Here is a 17,170-nt window from a genome sequence, read left to right as displayed (position 1 = left end):
CCAAACCACGGCCGGGCGAAGGGGTTTCCATGACCGACGGTCTGTTCGTGGCGTTCGAGGGGCTCGACGGCGCCGGCACGACGACCCAGGCCGAGCGAACGGCGGAGTACGTCGACGCCGAAACTGGCCGAACGTCCGCGCTCTCTGCCGAGCCCACCGACGGACCGGTCGGGACGCAGATTCGGCGCTGTCTGGAGGGCGAAATCGACTTCGACGCCGAAACGCTGGCCCTGCTGTTCGCTGCCGACAGACTCGATCATATCGACCGAGATATCGAACCCAGCCTCGCCGCTGGCGACGTCGTTCTCGTCGATCGATACTCGCTGTCGTCGTTTGCGTACCAGCACGCCGACGGCGTCGATGGCGACTGGCTCCGATCGATCAACGATCGAGCGCGTTCCCCCGACGTGACGTTCTATCTCGACGTTCCACCCGCGGTGTGTATCGAGCGGCTCGCCGACGACGGTGGGGGAACCGATCGCTTCGAACACGCAGAGACGCTCGAACGCGTCGAGGCGGCTTACGAGCGAGCGATCGCAGCCGAACGTGACGCAGGGAACGACGTGCGCGTGATAGACGGTACGCGTTCGGTGTCGGCGGTATCGGACGATATCGCGGCGGTCGTGGACGAACTACTGTAGCACACCGGCTCGCAGTTGTCGCACGCAGGATCCGACGCAGACCAATTCTGTACCCCGATCATTCGGTTTCGACGTGACCAGTTCCTGACCTACCGGCTCGCAGACCTTTTTGAGTGTGCCGTTCGTATAGAGTCGTATGGAGATACTCGTCACCGGCGGAACGGGGTTCATCGGGACGGCACTCGCCACCGAACTGGCCGACCGCGACCACGACGTGAGCGTGCTGTCGAGAGACCCAGAACCCGAGGAGCTTCCCGAAGGCGTCCAGGGTGTCGTCGGTGACGTGAGCGCATACGATTCGATCGAGTCGGCGTTCGATGGCGTGGACGCCGTCGTCAATCTGGTCGCACTCTCGCCACTGTTCAAGACGCCCAGTGGTCTCACGCACGAGGGCGTCCACCTCGATGGGACGAAACACGTCGTCGAGGCAGCCGAGGCCCACGACGTCGACCGCATCGTTCAGATGAGTGCGCTGGGCGCCGACCCGGATGCATCGACGGAGTATCTCAGAACCAAGGGCGAGGCTGAAACCGTCGTTCGCACCGCAGATCTCGATCACGTCATCGTCCGACCCTCGATCGTGTTCGGCGACGGCGCGGAGATCGTCCCCTTCACCAAGCGAGCCAAGCAGATGTTCGCGCCCCTGGTTCCTGTGTCACCCCTTCCCGGGGGTGGAAAGACGCCGTTCCAGCCCATTTACATCGGCGACCTCGCGCCGATGCTCGCCGACTGCGCAGACAAAACCGATCACGCGAATCAGACCTACGAACTCGGTGGGCCAGAGGTCCTGACGCTCGCGGAAATTACTCGCCGGGTGTACGAGGCCGACGGAAAACGAATGCGCGTGGTCCCGATCCCGATGCCCCTCGCCGGCCTGGGACTCTCGGTGCTCGGCGTCGTTCCGCCGTTCCCGTTCACCGCAGAGCAGTACCGCTCCCTGAAAGTGGACAACACCGTTTCCGAGAACGACGTGAGTGCGTTCGGCCGATCGCCATCGGAACTGACCACGTTCAGTTCGTATCTTGGCATCGCCGACTGAGTCCTCGACCCGCTCGTTTGGAGAGGATCCAGGTGCCGTCAGTTCAACAAGTCGTGTTGGCGTTCGGCAGTGATTTCGCGTACTCACTAGACTAGCAGTCGTGGCCGACTTGGCGGTAGAATCTTCCTTCCAAAAAGTAACACTTCACTCATCGACAGTACCGACGCTGATCCTTTCCTAATCGTAATCACACGTCGCCACGACCTACGGAACTGCGCCAGACTGGTTTCCGTGACTTAAATCGCGAACCCCGGATGGAATACTGTGAGCTCGAGAGAGCGCCTGCAGAGCAACGATGTCGACATTGTGGTGCGGTTTGGTGGCACGACCCCATCGCACGTGTCATGCTGACCAACACAAGGCTTATCACCCTAATCCTGCTTTCCTACCGTTACGAGGCCAATTTCAAGATGAAACTGGCGATGATCGGATTCGGCCAGGCCGGCGGGAAGATCGTCGACAAGTTCCTGGATTACGACCAGGCTACCGGGAGCGGTATCGTCCGCTCGGCGATCGCTGTAAACACGGCCAAAGCCGACCTAATGGGACTGGACAACGTCCCCCAGGAGAATCGCGTTCTGATCGGGCAGTCCCGGGTCAAGGGACACGGCGTCGGTGCCGACAACGAACTCGGCGCCGAGATCGCCGAAGAAGACATCGACGAAGTCCAGGGGGCCGTCGACCAGGTACCCGTTCACGAAATCGACGCCTTTCTGATCGTCGCCGGAATGGGCGGCGGCACCGGGTCTGGTGGTGCACCCGTTCTCGCCAAGCATCTGAAACGGATCTATACGGAACCCGTCTACGGCCTGGGCGTCCTCCCCGGCTCCGACGAAGGAGGAATCTACACGCTCAACGCTGCTCGTTCCTTCCAGACGTTCGTTCGGGAGGTCGACAATCTGCTCGTCTTCGACAACGACGCCTGGCGACAGGCCGGCGAGTCCGTAGAGGGCGGCTACGCGGAGATAAACGACGAGATCGTCACGCGCTTTGGGATCCTCTTCGGCGCTGGCGAGGTCGAAGCCGGCGACGAGGTCGCCGAGTCAGTCGTCGACTCCAGTGAGATCATCAACACGCTCGACGGCGGCGGCGTATCCACCGTTGGCTACGCTGCGGAGGACGTCGAACCCCAGGGCGGGGACGGCGGTCTCCTCTCCCGCTTCACTGGCGACGAGCCCACGGACAATCTCGACACCGCACACACGACGAACCGCATCACGAGCCTTGTACGCAAGGCTGCACTTGGTCGACTCACTCTCCCCTGTGAGATCGAGGGGGCAGAACGTGCGCTGCTCGTTTTGAGCGGTCCGCCGATGCATCTGAACCGGAAAGGCATCGAACGCGGCCGGAAGTGGCTCGAAGAGCAGACCGGTTCGATGGAGGTTCGCGGTGGCGACTACCCAGTTCCCCACTCCGGGAAAGTGGCGAGCGTGGTCCTGCTCTCCGGCGTGAACAACGTCCCACGGATCAAGGAGCTCCAGCAGGTCGCCATCGAGGCACAGGACAACATCGACGAGATCAAACAGGAGAGCGAGCAGAATCTCGAGAATCTTGTCGAGGACGACGAGGATGAGCTGGAGCCACTCTTCTAAGCTCGGGCTCGTCGCCGTCGCCGTTCTCGTGCTCGTCGCCACGGTTGGTGTGGCGAGTGCCGTCTCGGTTACGCAAGAGGATGCGCCCGAGGAGGCCGAGGTCGGCGATTCGGTGACGATCACCGTAGAGCTAGGAGAGCTGTTCACCAGCGAGAGCGCGTGGCAACTCAACGGACAGACAGAGCTCCAGAACGCGCAGTGGACGATCGAACTCTACCAAGGGGATACGTTACTGAACACCCACGAGAGTAGCGGTGATCAACCGGATCCGGTAACCCTCGAGGAAAGTTCGACCGACGCCGATCGCGTCGTCGTAAAGATCAGTGGGACGACGCCGGAGGTATCCTCCTACTCCTATGAGGAGCCAGCGACTTTCAAAGGGGGTGAAATCGTACAGGTGATCGGCAACGGTGAGGAGGTGAACTACCTCTCCGAACACCAGGTCCATCACTTCACCTCCGCTGACCCGGGCAGCAAAGAAGCCCGGACGGCACTGAACGACGCCGACGCGGCGATTCAGTCCGCATCCGACGACGGAGCGGACGTCTCTGACGCCGAGTCGTCGTTCGACGAGGCCGTCACGGCGTACGACAACGCCGAGTTCACCAACGCAGTCTCACTCGCCGAGGAAGCTCAGTCCCAGGCCGAGTCGTCCGGCTCTGGTGGATCTGACGGCGGGTCGTCCACCGACGACGGATCCAGTACCGATGGGAGTTCTGATGGAACTTCCGGCGACGGGTCCACTGACGGTACCAGTGCTGACGGGGCCGACTCTGGCGGAAACACGAGCCAGAACGGTGACGACAGCGGAAACGCTTCCTCCGACGGCGGTTCGGACGATTCCGACGACGGGGGTCTGCTCTGGCCGATTCTCTACGGGGTCTTCGGCCTCCTCATTCTCGGTGGCATTCTCGGTGGCGTCTACTGGTACCAGCAACAGAGCCAGGGACCGAACCGCGACCCGCTCGGGTAGCGGACGACACGCCTTTCTCGGGGCGCTCACAACGCGGAGCTATGGACGTTGCAGTGCCGTTCGACGCCGTCGATCCGAAGAGCCGGCTCTCCGGTGTGTTCGACGCCGACGAACGGACGTCATTCGCACGGGTACTTCTTGTCGACGTTCTTGATGCTGTGCGAGCCACTGGTCACGAGCCGACAGTGTACGCGACGGGGCCAGCCGAGGTTGACGCGGAGGTCGTCGTCGATGAGCGGGGACTCGATTCGCTGTGTAACTCACTCCTCGACGATCCCCCAGTCGCCGTCGTCATGGCGGATCTCGGACTTGCGACGCCTGCCGCCCTGGAGCGACTGTTCGATGCTGAGGGTGAGGTCGTCGCAGTGCCAGGGCTCGGCGGGGGAACGAACGCACTGGTCGTTCGCGACGATACGTTCTCGACCGATTATCACGGTGTCTCCGTCCGCGATCATCGACAGATTGCGAGCGACGCAGCGCTCGAGTGGACGGAGATCGACTCGTTACGGTTGGGCGTCGACGTCGACGAGCGTGCCGACCTCGTCGAAGTGCTGCTCCACGGAGACGGCGAGGCACCCGACTGGCTCCGGGCCCACGGATTTGCCGTCGCGGTCAGAGACGGCCGTGCGACCGTCGTCCGGGAGAGCTGAAAGCAGGTCGGTCTGCAGGATCCGGCGGCGTCTCCGAGTGCGGCGACGGGTGCCCCGAACCGAACGCATTTGCCCGCGGAGCGGCGATCCGCGAGTGTGATTCCCGGGGCCGCCGAATACGACGTCGACGTGACCATCGAAACGGAGGACGTGGAGCGACTGCTCGACGTGGGTCCCGACGACGTCGAAGCGGCCGAGGAGCTATCCTTCGCGCGTAACGTCTTCATCCCGCTCACCACTGCCTGCCGGTACACCTGCACCTACTGCACGTACTTCGATCCACCGGGTGAGGCGACGCTCATGTCGCCGGCTGATATCCGTGACGTGTGCGAGCGCGGCGCCGACGCCGGCTGCACCGAGGCGTTGTTCACCTTCGGTGACGATCCGGACGATCGGTACGACGAAATCTACGACCAGCTCGCCGAGTTCGGGCACGACTCGATCCACGAGTATCTTCGCGAAGCCTGTGAAATCGCGCTCGACGCCGGGTTGTTGCCCCACTCGAACCCGGGCGATCAGACGCGCGAACAGATGGCGACCGTCGCAGATCTCAACGCGAGCATGGGCGTCATGCTGGAGACGACGGCCGACGTCGGCGCGCACGCTGGCCCCCGTACGAAATCGCCCGGGCAGCGTCTTCACACGATTCGCACCGCTGGCGAGCTCGGCGTCCCGTTCACGACGGGCATCCTGCTCGGGATCGGTGAGAACTGGCGCGATCGGGCCGAGAGCCTGCTCGCAATTCGCGATCTACACGAGCGGTACGATCACGTACAGGAGATCATCGTCCAGCCGGTCCGCGAGAACGAGCGCTGGCACGGCGACACCCCTGGCCTGGAGACCCTTCGCCGAGCGACCGCGATGGCCCGCGCTGCGATGCCGGAGGAGGTCTCCATCCAGGTGCCGCCGAATCTCGCGCCGGCAGGTGAGGTCGTGGACTGTGGCATCGACGATCTGGGTGGCGTCTCACCGGTCACGGACGACCACGTCAATCCCGACTACGCGTGGCCCGCGCTCGATCACCTCCAGACCATCGCAGACGGCGCGGGCGTCCCACTACTCGAGCGGTTGCCTGTCTACGAACGCTTCGTACCCGCCGAGCTGCAAACGGCTGATAACGAGTCTCTGGCTCCGACTACTGCAGAAGAGCCGATCCAGATGGAGTCCCAGTCTCGCTGGCTTTCCGATCGGATTCGAGACGTGATCACGGCCCACGACGACGCCGGTCATCGGTACCGGCGTGTCCTCGCGAACGAGTCCCTCGAGTGAGCCCGTCTCGGCCCCAGCCGGATCCGCACCGAGACGACCCCGCAAGCCTTATGGCCAGCTCCGTTCGTTAGTGTACACATATGGACGCTAGAGAAGAGGTCGCGCCCGCCGTGCGCTCCATCCTGGACGCTGCCGGAGCGCGAGAGCCACCGGATCGGCGCCTGTCGGTCGATCCGCGATCGCTTCCAGGGGCGGTGGCCGACGCCACAGCAGACGGCCGGACGCCAGTGATCGCAGAAGTCAAACCTACGAGCCCGACCGCAAACGGGACGCGCGAGGACGATCCCGTCGAGCTCGCCGAAGCGATGGTCGATGGTGGCGCCACTGCACTCTCTGTGCTTACGGAGCCGGAGCATTTCGGCGGAAGCCCGGAGACGCTCGAACGCGTGCGGGACGCCGTCGACGTTCCCGTGCTCCGGAAGGATTTCGTACTGAAGGATGGCCAGCTCGACGTCGTCGAAGCCGACGTCGTACTCCTCATCGCCCGGTTCGTAGACGATCTCGAGGGACTCCTCGTCGCTGCGCGGGAACGCGGGTTCCAGGTCCTCGTCGAGGTACACACCGTGACAGAGTTCGAGACAGCGCTCGAGGCCGGTGCGCACGTCATCGGGGTCAACAATCGGGATCTCGCGGCGCTGGAGGTTGATCTCGGGACGACCGAAGCGGTTCTGGAGTCCGTCGACGTGCCCGAGGACGTGACAGTGATCGCAGAGAGTGGCATCAGTTCTGCTGCTGACGCACGCCGGATGCGAACAGCGGGCGCCGACGCGTTGCTGATCGGGAGCGCGATCATGGACCACGCAGCAGCGGGAAGCGATTCGGGAACAGCAACCGTGCGAGCGAACACCGAGACGTTCACCACCGCGGAACGAGAGGGGCAGCCATGAGCAGTGACGCGACGTTCGGGGACTACGGCGGGCAGTACGTTCCCGAAGCCCTGATGCCGGCTATCGACGAGCTGACGGATGCCTACGAGCGCTACGTCCTCGACAACGAGGACGGCTTCATGGACGAGTTCCGTGCCCGCCTGCAGGATTTCGGTGGCCGACCGACGCCGATCCAGCGGGCCGATCAGCTCTCCGAGCGGTACGGATGCGACGTCTACCTCAAGCGGGAGGATCTCCTCCACGGTGGAGCGCACAAACTCAACAACGCACTCGGCCAGGTGCTGCTCGCGAAGTACATGGGCAAAGATCGGATCATCGCCGAGACAGGCGCCGGCCAGCACGGCACCGCGACGGCCATGGCCTGCGCACACCTCGATATGCCTTGCGAGATCTACATGGGCCGGACGGACATCAACCGACAGCGTCCCAACGTCTTCCGGATGCGGATCAACGGCGCAGAGGTAAATCCGGTCGACGTGGGCCGCGGGACGCTCAAAGAAGCCATCACCGAGACGTTCCGCGACTGGGCCGGGACCGTCGAGGACACTCACTACGTCGTCGGCTCTGTCGTGGGGCCGCACCCGTTCCCGAGCATGGTCCGGGATTTTCAGGCAGTGATTTCCGAGGAGGCTCGAGCGCAGTTCCGCGACCGTACCGGGGGGCTTCCCGATACGGTCGTCGCCTGCGCCGGTGGCGGGTCGAACACGATGGGATCGTTCGCGGCGTTCATCGACGACGATGGCAGCGACGGCGACGATCGCGTCGACCTCCACGCCGTCGAAGCCGGCGGCTCCTCCCTGCAAGTCGACGAGGAGGCCGGGGTCGCCCCCAACTCCGCGACGCTCTCGACTGGCGAGGAGGGCGTCCTTCACGGCGCACGGACGAAGCTCCTTCAGGACTCTGACGGGCAGATCATGGAGTCTCACTCCGTCTCTGCCGGCCTGGACTACGCTGGCGTCGGGCCGGAGCTCGCCCAGCTCGTCGACGAGGGTCGCGTTACGCCGGCAAACGTCGACGACGACGTCGCGCTCGCCGCGTTCCACCGACTCTCCGCGACGGAAGGTATCATCCCAGCTCTCGAAAGTGCGCACGCACTCGGTTATCTCGAGGAGAGGATCGGTGTCGTGGAGGAGACCGAGAAGGGTGGCGCGGCCCTCGGCGACTCGATCCTCGTCACGGTCTCCGGTCGCGGCGACAAGGACCTCGAAACGGTCATCGAAGAGTCCGCCGACCGCGATCTCGACGCAGCGCCTGACATGGACGTCTTCCGTGAGGGGATTCGATGACGGGAGACGCCACGACGTCCGGCACTAGCGGCTCGGGCGATCTGGACGGATCCACGCTCTCCAATGCGTTCGCAGAGGGCCCGGCTTTCGTCCCGTACCTGGTGGCGGGCGACCCCGACTTCGAGTCGTCGAAGGCCTATCTCGAGGCACTCGACCGCGGTGGTGCGGACGTCATCGAACTCGGGCTACCTTTCTCCGAGCCGATGGCTGAGGGACCGACGATCCAGACTGCGATCGCGCGAGCCCTCGAAGGGGGAATGACCCCCGACCGGTATTTCGAACTCGCGGAATCACTCGACGTCGAGGCCTCGCTCGTCTGCATGACCTACTACAATCTCGTCTACCAGTACGGTACGGAGAGTGGGCCACGGCCCTTCGTCGAGCGAGCCGCCGAGGCGGGGATAGAGGGGCTCGTCATCCCCGATCTGCCCGCTGAGGAGGCTGAGGACCTCCGGGCCGCATGCGACGAGTTCGGGCTCGATCTGATCTTCATCGTCGCACCGACGACGGACGGGGATCGGCTCGATCGAATGCGGGAACTCGTCTCGGGCTACGTCTACGTGCAGGCCCGGCTCGGCACGACCGGCGCGCGAAGCGACGTCTCGGATCAGACTGCCACGATCCTCGAGCGCGTCGCCGACTGGGAGGTTCCCCGGGCCGTCGGTTTCGGGATCTCTTCTGGCGAGCACGCAGAGCGGATCGTCGCTGGCGGCGCCGACGGCATCATCGTCGGAAGCGCGTTGATCGACGTCGTTGCGGAGGGCGTCGAGACCGGACGACCGGTCCGCGAAACGGCCAATCAGCTGGAATCGCTCGCGAGCGAACTGACCGAGGGAGCGGCGGCCGGCGCTCGCAAAAACCGTTCCGAACCGGAAGGGCAATAACCCGGGATTGCCACAGATTGACACACGACCACACACGCCTTTCGAGCATGACAACTGGAACGACAGCGCGACTCTCGCGCATCGGCACCGACGGCAGCTACCTGATCGTCCCGATGGACCACGGGCTCACGATCGGTGCAGTACAGGGACTGAAAACGATCGAATCGACCATCGACGCGATCACGAGCGGGGGAGCGGACGCAGTGTTGACCCAGAAGGGAATCGCACCCCGCGTACATCCGAACAAGAACGGCGCCGGCTACATCGTTCACCTCAACGGATCGACGACGATCGGTCCTGACGAATCGGACAAACGCCAGACTGGCACGGTGAAGGAAGCCATTCGCGCCGGCGCGGACGCCGTCTCCTTTCACATCAACGTGGGGAGCGAGTACGAACCGGCACAGCTCACCGAACTCGCAGAACTCACCGGAGAGGCCTCGGAGTACGGTATTCCGGTACTCGCGATGGCCTACGCCCGTGGGCCGGGCATCGACGAGCAGGACGCGGAGTCGCTGGGTCACGCCGCACGGCTCGCCGAGGAAACGGGCGCAGACATCGTAAAGACGGCCTACAGCGGCGATCCGGAGAGTTTCCAGCACGTGATCGACTCGACGCGCCTGCCGGTCGTCATCGCTGGCGGCTCCAAGGGAAGCGATCGCGAGACCATCGAGATGGTCCGGGGCACGGTCGACGCTGGTGGCGCGGGCGTGTCGATGGGCCGATCGATCTTCCAGCACGATGATCCCGAAGCCATTACGCGTGCCATCGCGGCAGTAGTTCACGACGACGCCTCCGTCGACGAGGCGCTCGAACTGTCCGGTCTGGCCGTCGAAGCCTGATCGGCACGACCCTCTCCTGCTCAACGACACGACCGCAGTCGGTTGACTGCTGGTGAGTTCGATTGCAGTCGGCATCCAGGTCCGATTCAGTCCGATTCTGAACCAATAGTGTCGGTCTGTCGAACCCGTTTCGTACCGGCACCATCCGTCTTCGGCCTCACAGATCGCTCTACGACTAGATCAGTCCATATCGGACGTATCAGTCGATTGTCGCAATCTGTTCTCCCCATCGGCACCGGCGATACGTGCGACGGTGATCCTCCACTACAACTTTAGGTACGATGCCGCGACCAGACTCCGTCGTGCGAAGGGCCTCCCTCGTCGTCACCGTGCTACTTCTGACTGCTACGGTAACACCGGCCAGTGCAGTCGCAACCACCACGGAGAGCGGCCAACTCTCGTCACAGTCGGGAGACGCACTGACAGCTGCAACTGGTGTCGGATCGCCCCCTCCCAAAGCGAATGTCACGGGATTGCCCGACTCGGGCCAGAGCGACGCATCTGAACCGTCACTCGTCGGCTTCGTTGCGAATCCGTACGCCGACGAGGACGCTGGCGAGTACGTCGTCGTCGAGTTTCCCCATCCAACCAACACCACAGGCTGGACGCTCGTCGACGACGCAGGCGCCGTGGCATCGCTTCCGGCTGCAACGCTCGAGGATCGCGTCGTATTGTCACCGGAGCCTGAAGCGGTCGAACTGAACGAGTCCGTCCCAGTTCACCCACTCGGTGGCCAGCTCCAACTGGCCAACGGTGGCGACGCCCTCGAGCTACGTCGAACCGACGGGAGCGCGGTCGCTGCGACCAGCTACGACGATGCTCCTGAGGGTGAACGCTATGCGCTGACTGACGACGGATGGCAGTGGCGCGTGCCGGGCACGACCTCTCTCGATCCCGTCACGACCGAGCCAGATCGAGCAACCGCGTTCGTCTTGCCAGACGCACCAGCCGTCGTCGAGAGCCAACTCCGGGCTGCTGAGCAGCGAATCCTGCTCGGAGGATATACGCTCACGTCGGATCGAGTCCTCGAGGCGCTGCTAGACGCAGAGAGCAGTGGGGTCACGGTTCGCGTGCTCCTCGAGGGGTCTCCGGTCGGTGGCGTGAGTCAACAGCAAGCGGACGCACTCGACAGGCTGAGGAACGCCGGCGTGCAAGTGACGGTCCTCGCTGGTCCAAAGGATCCCTTCGGCGTTCATCACGCGAAGTACGTCGTCGTCGACGATAGCGCACTCGTGCTCACGGAGAATTTCAAACCGGCTGGGACCGGTGGCCACTCGAGTCGCGGCTGGGGCGTCGTCGTCGAGGGCGGCGAGACCGCAACCGAACTGGCATCGTTGTTCCACGCGGATCGAACGGGCCCTGGCGCAGTCGACTGGACAGACCACAGATCGTCGATCGATCCGGTTCCAGGCGGATCGAGCACCCAAACGTATCCCACGCATTTCACGCCCAAAGACGTCCCTCTCCAGCAGGCCGAGCTACTCGTCGCACCGGACAACGCACGCTCGAACGTCGAGACGTTGCTCAGATCGGCGAACGACTCGATTCGGATCCAGCAGATGGGAATCGAGGGAATCGACGACCCGCTCCTCCAGGCAGCGATCGACGCGGCACGCAACGGAACCGACGTCGAGGTACTGTTGAGCAGCGCCAACTACGCCGTTGCTGAGAATCGGGCCCTCGTCACAGCAATCGACCGTCTCGCCGAACGGGATGCCCTACCCATCGATGCGAAACTCGTCGATCCACGCGGTCGATTCTCGAAAGTCCACGCGAAGGTCGCGATCGTCGACGAACGCCACGTCGTGCTCGGGAGCTTGAACTGGAACCCTGCAGCGTACGAAGAAAATCGAGAAGTCGTACTGGTGCTTACCGGAGAGGAGATCGCAGCCTACTACACAGCGGTGTTCGACGCCGACGCGAGAGACGAACCGCTGTGGCCAGTGCCGACGGGGATCGTCGTTGCAGTCTGCGTCCTCTGGGTCGCGCTCGCGCTACTCGCTGTCGCTCGAATCAGATGGGCGGCGTAGAGACGCAGCCACAGCAGAAACAGTGAGGCGAACCGACCGACGATCGTTACTCGATCGCCGTCGTGGTCGTTCCGAGATCTTCGTCGATCTCCGCCGCCGCCATCTTCTCGACGAGGGAGTCGAGCACTTCTTCGCGGCGTCCCTCGACGTACTTGATCGACCCGACGACGAGGTGACCACCGCCAGAGACGCCACCGCCGACGATATCGTCGGTGAGTTCGCTCACCATCTCCGGTATGTCGAGTCGGACGCCGTCGGACCGGAGAACGGCAAAGTCTGGACCGAAGCCGATCGAGATCGCGGGTTCACCATGTTCCTCGACCATGTGGTCGTGGACGGCGCCGGTGGTCTTGCCGGGGGCCGGGTAAGTGAAGCGGTGCGCGTGATTCTCCACGTCGATTCGGTAGAGCGAGGCGCCGTTCTCGAGATCTTCGGACTCGACGTGGGGAAGTGCAGCGTCCAGTTGTGTGTCGATCGCTTCGCGCGAGCGCTCGGCGAGGAGGTCAACGAGTTCCTCGTGACGCTCGGGATCGTCACAGCCGACGTTCAACACGTCGTCCACGAGGTGTCGGCCGTCGTCGTAGCGCAGCCAGTGAGCGGTGTAGTCCAGAGCCTCGCCGACGTCCCGGAGATCATCTTCGTCGTAGCCCGATTCGTCGGCGAGGTCGATGTAATCTGCCATCGCGTCGGCGTCCGATCGGTCACAGAGGCCAGCGACAGCTGGGACGTGAGCGAGTTCGTCGGTCGTCTCCTGGGGTTCGGGATCGACCATTCGTGCCAGTTCGACGCAGAGCATCCCGGTGGTGACGGCGTAGTCCTCACCGTGGAGGTACGGGTTGACGTGCTCCTCGACGAGATGGGCGACTGCGTCGGGATCTGGATGGTGGTGGTCGACGACGACGATCGGGACGTCGTAATGCTCGAGTGTTTCGTAGGACGGAACGTCCTCCTCGGTCGATCCGTTGTCGAGCATGCAGACGAGTGGGAGTTTCTGCCCGTGGCGAGCGCGATCCTCCAGCGCCTGCGTGAGATCGCGCGTGGCGTCTTCGAGTTCGTAGAACGGTGCCTTGCTTGGCAGCCGACGGATCGCGTGGTCTGGCGCCTCGGGATCCTCGCTCACGTCGGCGACGAACCGTTCGAGAGCTCGCTGGAGAGGCACGCTTGCACACATTCCGTCACCGTCCGCGTGGTGACGAACGCTCACTGGGCGACCCTCGAGGATCGACTTGCGGAGCAAGGTTGCAACACGCTCGAGCTCCGGCCACATCTCGTCGAGTGCGCTCCACTCGACCAGTGGATCGACGTCGTTTGGAGCTGCTCGCTCTGCGACGGCGTCGTCGATGGTCGCCTGCGTCTCAGCTGCCTCCTGGCTTTCGAGTACGGTCAGCTCGTCGATTTCGAGCTGGAGACTCTCCTCGTGGCGCTCGACCGAGCCGATCACTCGAACGACGTCGCCGACGTCGACTTCGGGGTATGCCCGAACGCCAGCAGATTCGAACGCAGCCGCAGGGACGATCCCATGGCCGTCGAGAAGCTGGAAGATCGTCGGGCCACCAGTCTGTCGGACCTGGGCGATCTCGGCCTCGAGCTGGATCGTCGTCTCGAGATACGTCTCGAGTTGGCCTGTGGTGATGACGTCGTAGTCGGGCGTGACGCGTTCGAGCGTCGCGCCGATCGGCTCGATTCCGGCGGGGACGAAGGCGAGATCGCCGTTCGCCTTTCGCTCGTCGAGCTCGACCACGAGGTCGTCGCCGACTTCGTAGCTGTCCGCAAGTGCGGATTCGTGTACGAGGCCGGAGACGGACTCGGTGAGGTCGACGAACACGCCGTACTTGACGACGCCGTTGACGGTCGCAAGGTAGGGGCGGCCGGACTGGACGTCATCGACCGAGCAGGCAGGGTCGAGATCGTAGACGACGGACGCAACGTCAGAGTCGCTCATGTTGAACATTGGTTCGCTTGGCCGACGGTTAACCCCTTTGGGATCGGCCGCAGGCCCGCGAACCCCGCCGATTCCTGGTGCAGGAGGGGCGCGCCAGGGTGCGATCGCCAATGTGCTGATTCCGGAACGTTTAGCAGTCACAGGCTCCGATTTTGATTATGGGCCTCTTCGGCAGGCTGTTTCGTTCCAGTGACCTTCTCGGTATCGCCGAGGAAACGCTGGAGTTTGCACTCGAAGCGAGCGAAGACGCCCATCCGAACGAGTATATGGCGTTTCTCCGGGGCACGGAAGCCCACGATCTCGGCCTCGAGCGAGACGGGATCGTGATCACCGACGTGCTCGTCATCCCGGGGACGAAATCCAACTCGGTCAGTGCTACTGTGAAGACCAACATGATCCCGAATGACCGGTCTGCAGTCGGATCCGTCCACTCGCATCCAAACGGCGTTCTCCAGCCAAGCGCAGAGGACCTCGCGACGTTCACGCGCGGCGACGTCCACATCATCATCGGCGCGCCGTACCGACGCACCGACTGGCAAGCCTTCGACGAGGAGGGGCAGCGTCGACCACTCGACGTAATCGACGTCGAACTCCCCGAAGGCGACGATTTCTTCCACTTCGATCAGGCTGACCTCGACCGAACCGCAGGTGAGCACCAGTGACCGACGCCGACGCGATCCCCGGCGACGATACCAGTGGAGATACAACGGTCGTCGCACAGGGAACCTTCGACATCCTCCACACTGGCCACGTTCACTACCTCGAAGAAGCTGCGAGCTTCGGCGACGAACTCCACGTCATCGTCGCCCGGGACGCCAACGTCTCCCACAAGCCGACGCCGATCGTTCCAGAACAGCAGCGCCGGGACGTGATCGGCGCGCTCTCGGTGGTCGATGAGGCACGTCTCGGCGATTCCGACGACATCTTCGTCCCGATCGAAGATATCGATCCGGATCTGATCGTGCTGGGCCACGACCAGCACCACGACGAGGACGCACTTGCAGACGCACTCGCAGAACGCGGTATCGATTGTGAGCTTCGTAGAGCGTCCGCTCGCCCTGAATCTGGCGACGACGAACTTCTCTCTACTGGGCGAATTATCGACAAAATCCTCCGCGATCGGTCCTGAACGACCGGATTCGTTTTTCAGTTTATTGTAACGACCAGCCCCGAGGCTGCCGCCTCAGAGGTCGGGCCAGGCGGCTTTCGCACGCCGCCAGGAGGTGACGTCCTTGATCCAGCGCGCCGCGATCGTCTTCTTCAGCAGGCGAGCCGGGACGGAGCCGAAGGTGTCGAAGAAGGGCACGACGTCGACGTCGTGGGCGACAGCGTCCTCGCCGATCGAGACGACGGTCCCCTTGTCGTCGTACCGCCAGGATTTGAGCGGCCGGCCCTCGATCGTCCGGGCCAGATTCACACCGGCGACCTCTGCGGCCTGCCAGGCTGCCTGCGCCGTTGGTGGCGCCACGTCGTCGTCCTGTGCGACCAGTGCGGAGTCACCGATAGCGAAGACGCGATCGTCAGAGGTCTGGAACGTGTCGTCTGCGGTAAGTCGGTTGTGCTCGTTGTCGAGCCCAGAGTCCTCCATCGCATCGCGGCCACTGATCCCGCCGGTCCACACCAGCACGTCGAAGTGGAGGTCGTCGCCCTCTTCGAAAATCACGGCTTCGTCGGTTGCTTCGGTGATCGGGTCGCCGGTGAGGATTTCGATACCACGCGCCTCGAGGCGCTTCCGGAGGGCCCTCTGGATCGATGGATCCTGTCCAGGGAAGATCTCGTCGAGCGCCTCGACGAGGACGATGTCGATGGGCGCGTCGTGTTCGTCGCGATACTCTGCGACCTCACCCGCGGTCTGAATACCGGAGAGGCCGGCCCCACCGACGACGACGGTTGCTGGATCGTCGTGGGTCGCATCGGCGGCCGCCGCTGCCACGTCATCGTGGATGCTGAGGGCGTCGTCGAGACTCTTGAGCGTGTGTGAGTGCTCGGCGAGACCGGGAATGCCGTAGAATGCGGTCGCACTGCCGATCGCAACGAGTACGTAATCGTACTCGACGTCGTCCGCGTCGCCGAGTTCGACGAGCTGGGCATCGGTGTCGAGCCCGGTCACTTCGCTGTGGACGAACGTCGTCGACGGCGACTTCACTTCGTCGATTGGGATGACGATGGAATCCTGAACCTCGGGATCACGGATACAGCGATGGGACTCGTGAAGAACGAGATGGTAGTCCGTATCTGAAATCCAGACGAGATCCACATCGTCGAGCTCCGACTCGAGACGTTGCACCGCGCCGGCACCCGCATACCCTGCGCCGAGCACGGCGACCGTCGCTGACATGTGCGGTATTCCGCGATGCCCCGATACAAACCCTGCGAATCGCACGCCTGCGTGCCATCAATTCACGTCCATCACTGTTCGTGACAGACCAGATGGTCCGAGGAAATCGGCGATCGCTACCTGCCGTTGGTGAATCGTTCCTTCGTGGGCGAACGAATCAACGTATCCCGAACGACGAACGGCCAGGTCGAGCCTGAATTCAGTGGGACGGCTCTTCGGATGGGGCCACCATGTCGTCGATTCGCAAGATGAGGATATTCGCGCTGTCGTCTTTTCCGTCCACGGTGCCTGTGACTTGCAGCTTCGAGAGCGGGGTCGGGCCGACGATTACCTGATCGCCCTCGTCGATTCCGCGGATCGACCCCTGCAGGTGGATCTCTGCGCGGCAGAGTTCGGGGTGATGGACGCTGTTGAGGTCGATCTCTTCGACGGTCGCACCTTCGAGTAGCTCACCTTCGTGGAAGAGAGGGACGCTCGCTGCGTCGTCCATCTGCTGGACGTCGAGGGCCTCGTACGCCGTCGGTGTTGGTTTGTACCCGCCTTTCGGACCGGGAACGCCCTCGACGAGCTGGAGTGCTTTGAGGCTCTGCATCTGGTTCCGAATCGTCCCGGGGTTGCGATCGACTTCCTCGGCGATCTGCTCCCCCTTGACCGCATTCTCGGATTCCTCACCGTAGAGGTTGACCAGTGCGGTCAGAATCGTCTTTTGGCTGGGAGTTAGCTCGATCGATGACATGCACAATCTTTGCTCGTAGATTTCCTTAAAACCGTGGGTACCGTCCTCGAACGTCGCATCG

General features: G+C 63.4%; 16 protein-coding genes. 13 read left to right on the top strand and 3 right to left on the bottom strand.

The features are described from left to right. Positions 1–29 precede the first annotated feature (29 nt). From tmk to MXF70_RS11110, 11 genes are all read left to right on the top strand, one after another. Positions 30–641 (top strand): dTMP kinase, encoded by a 612-nt coding sequence (gene tmk / locus MXF70_RS11160; RefSeq protein ID WP_248515713.1) that lies wholly within the window; start codon positions 30–32, stop codon positions 639–641. A gap of 136 nt (positions 642–777) precedes the next feature. After that, entirely contained in the window at positions 778–1,680 is a 903-nt protein-coding gene (locus MXF70_RS11155; protein ID WP_248515712.1) for a complex I NDUFA9 subunit family protein, read from the top strand. A 410-nt stretch (positions 1,681–2,090) separates the two neighbouring features. Beyond that, positions 2,091–3,272, top strand: coding sequence for a tubulin/FtsZ family protein (locus MXF70_RS11150; protein ID WP_248518392.1), 1,182 nt, complete (start codon positions 2,091–2,093; stop codon positions 3,270–3,272). Continuing rightward, positions 3,250–4,245: a DUF4398 domain-containing protein gene (locus MXF70_RS11145; RefSeq protein ID WP_248515711.1), complete on the top strand. Its 996-nt coding sequence runs from the start codon at positions 3,250–3,252 to the stop codon at positions 4,243–4,245. Before MXF70_RS11150 ends, MXF70_RS11145 begins: the two co-directional genes overlap by 23 nt. A gap of 41 nt (positions 4,246–4,286) precedes the next feature. Next, positions 4,287–4,895 carry a 2-phospho-L-lactate guanylyltransferase gene (gene cofC, locus MXF70_RS11140; protein ID WP_248515710.1) on the top strand — a complete coding sequence of 203 codons (609 nt, stop codon included), beginning with the start codon at positions 4,287–4,289 and terminating at the stop codon, positions 4,893–4,895. Positions 4,896–4,991: 96 nt separating this feature from the next. Further along, a complete protein-coding gene (cofG, locus tag MXF70_RS11135) occupies positions 4,992–6,164 on the top strand; it encodes a 7,8-didemethyl-8-hydroxy-5-deazariboflavin synthase subunit CofG (RefSeq protein ID WP_248515709.1) in 1,173 nt (390 codons plus the stop codon). A gap of 80 nt (positions 6,165–6,244) precedes the next feature. Next, positions 6,245–7,051 carry an indole-3-glycerol phosphate synthase gene (gene trpC / locus MXF70_RS11130; protein ID WP_248515708.1) on the top strand — a complete coding sequence of 269 codons (807 nt, stop codon included), beginning with the start codon at positions 6,245–6,247 and terminating at the stop codon, positions 7,049–7,051. Further along, positions 7,048–8,337: a tryptophan synthase subunit beta gene (trpB, locus tag MXF70_RS11125; RefSeq protein ID WP_248515707.1), complete on the top strand. Its 1,290-nt coding sequence runs from the start codon at positions 7,048–7,050 to the stop codon at positions 8,335–8,337. Before trpC ends, trpB begins: the two co-directional genes overlap by 4 nt. Beyond that, positions 8,334–9,221 carry a tryptophan synthase subunit alpha gene (gene trpA, locus MXF70_RS11120; RefSeq protein ID WP_248515706.1) on the top strand — a complete coding sequence of 296 codons (888 nt, stop codon included), beginning with the start codon at positions 8,334–8,336 and terminating at the stop codon, positions 9,219–9,221. The genes trpB and trpA overlap by 4 nt, the downstream gene beginning before the upstream one ends. Positions 9,222–9,268: 47 nt before the next feature. Beyond that, complete coding sequence (locus tag MXF70_RS11115; RefSeq protein WP_248515705.1) at positions 9,269–10,063, top strand: 2-amino-3,7-dideoxy-D-threo-hept-6-ulosonate synthase; 795 nt, start codon at positions 9,269–9,271, stop codon at positions 10,061–10,063. A 473-nt stretch (positions 10,064–10,536) separates the two neighbouring features. Continuing rightward, the gene (locus tag MXF70_RS11110; protein WP_248515704.1) at positions 10,537–12,093 is read left to right on the top strand and encodes a phospholipase D-like domain-containing protein; all 1,557 of its coding nucleotides are present in this window, start codon (positions 10,537–10,539) and stop codon (positions 12,091–12,093) included. Between the two features lie 46 nt (positions 12,094–12,139). On the opposite strand, the gene han is transcribed toward MXF70_RS11110, so the two are convergent. After that, positions 12,140–14,044, bottom strand: coding sequence for a Hef-associated nuclease (gene han / locus MXF70_RS11105; protein WP_259370351.1), 1,905 nt, complete (start codon positions 14,042–14,044; stop codon positions 12,140–12,142). Between the two features lie 149 nt (positions 14,045–14,193). On the opposite strand from han, the gene MXF70_RS11100 reads away from it, so the two are divergent. Next, positions 14,194–14,697 (top strand): JAB/MPN domain protein-containing protein, encoded by a 504-nt coding sequence (locus MXF70_RS11100; RefSeq protein ID WP_248515702.1) that lies wholly within the window; start codon positions 14,194–14,196, stop codon positions 14,695–14,697. Next, positions 14,694–15,164, top strand: coding sequence for an FAD synthase family protein (locus tag MXF70_RS11095; protein WP_248515701.1), 471 nt, complete (start codon positions 14,694–14,696; stop codon positions 15,162–15,164). Before MXF70_RS11100 ends, MXF70_RS11095 begins: the two co-directional genes overlap by 4 nt. 54 nt (positions 15,165–15,218) lie before the next feature. Here the strand turns inward: MXF70_RS11095 and MXF70_RS11090 are convergent, their stop codons facing one another. Both MXF70_RS11090 and MXF70_RS11085 read right to left on the bottom strand, forming a co-directional pair. Then, positions 15,219–16,373 (bottom strand): NAD(P)/FAD-dependent oxidoreductase, encoded by a 1,155-nt coding sequence (locus MXF70_RS11090; RefSeq protein ID WP_248515700.1) that lies wholly within the window; start codon positions 16,371–16,373, stop codon positions 15,219–15,221. Between the two features lie 199 nt (positions 16,374–16,572). Then, a complete protein-coding gene (locus MXF70_RS11085; RefSeq protein WP_248515699.1) occupies positions 16,573–17,109 on the bottom strand; it encodes an Rrf2 family transcriptional regulator in 537 nt (178 codons plus the stop codon). Positions 17,110–17,170: the final 61 nt, after the last annotated feature.

Origin of the sequence: Salinarchaeum laminariae (genome assembly GCF_023204835.1) — an archaeon.
Lineage (GTDB): Archaea > Halobacteriota > Halobacteria > Halobacteriales > Salinarchaeaceae > Salinarchaeum > Salinarchaeum laminariae.
The sequence above is the reverse complement of the archived record's forward strand: the minus strand, read 5'-3'. Positions and strand labels throughout refer to the sequence as shown.

Coding starts and splice junctions, on each gene's coding strand:
- tmk (WP_248515713.1), top strand. CDS start 30: ATGACCGACGGTCTGTTCGTGGCGTTCGAGGGGCTCGACGGCGCCGGC.
- MXF70_RS11155 (WP_248515712.1), top strand. CDS start 778: ATGGAGATACTCGTCACCGGCGGAACGGGGTTCATCGGGACGGCACTC.
- MXF70_RS11150 (WP_248518392.1), top strand. CDS start 2,091: ATGAAACTGGCGATGATCGGATTCGGCCAGGCCGGCGGGAAGATCGTC.
- MXF70_RS11145 (WP_248515711.1), top strand. CDS start 3,250: ATGAGCTGGAGCCACTCTTCTAAGCTCGGGCTCGTCGCCGTCGCCGTT.
- cofC (WP_248515710.1), top strand. CDS start 4,287: ATGGACGTTGCAGTGCCGTTCGACGCCGTCGATCCGAAGAGCCGGCTC.
- trpC (WP_248515708.1), top strand. CDS start 6,245: ATGGACGCTAGAGAAGAGGTCGCGCCCGCCGTGCGCTCCATCCTGGAC.
- trpB (WP_248515707.1), top strand. CDS start 7,048: ATGAGCAGTGACGCGACGTTCGGGGACTACGGCGGGCAGTACGTTCCC.
- trpA (WP_248515706.1), top strand. CDS start 8,334: ATGACGGGAGACGCCACGACGTCCGGCACTAGCGGCTCGGGCGATCTG.
- MXF70_RS11115 (WP_248515705.1), top strand. CDS start 9,269: ATGACAACTGGAACGACAGCGCGACTCTCGCGCATCGGCACCGACGGC.
- han (WP_259370351.1), bottom strand. CDS start 14,044: ATGTTCAACATGAGCGACTCTGACGTTGCGTCCGTCGTCTACGATCTC.
- MXF70_RS11100 (WP_248515702.1), top strand. CDS start 14,194: ATGGGCCTCTTCGGCAGGCTGTTTCGTTCCAGTGACCTTCTCGGTATC.
- MXF70_RS11090 (WP_248515700.1), bottom strand. CDS start 16,373: ATGTCAGCGACGGTCGCCGTGCTCGGCGCAGGGTATGCGGGTGCCGGC.
- MXF70_RS11085 (WP_248515699.1), bottom strand. CDS start 17,109: ATGTCATCGATCGAGCTAACTCCCAGCCAAAAGACGATTCTGACCGCA.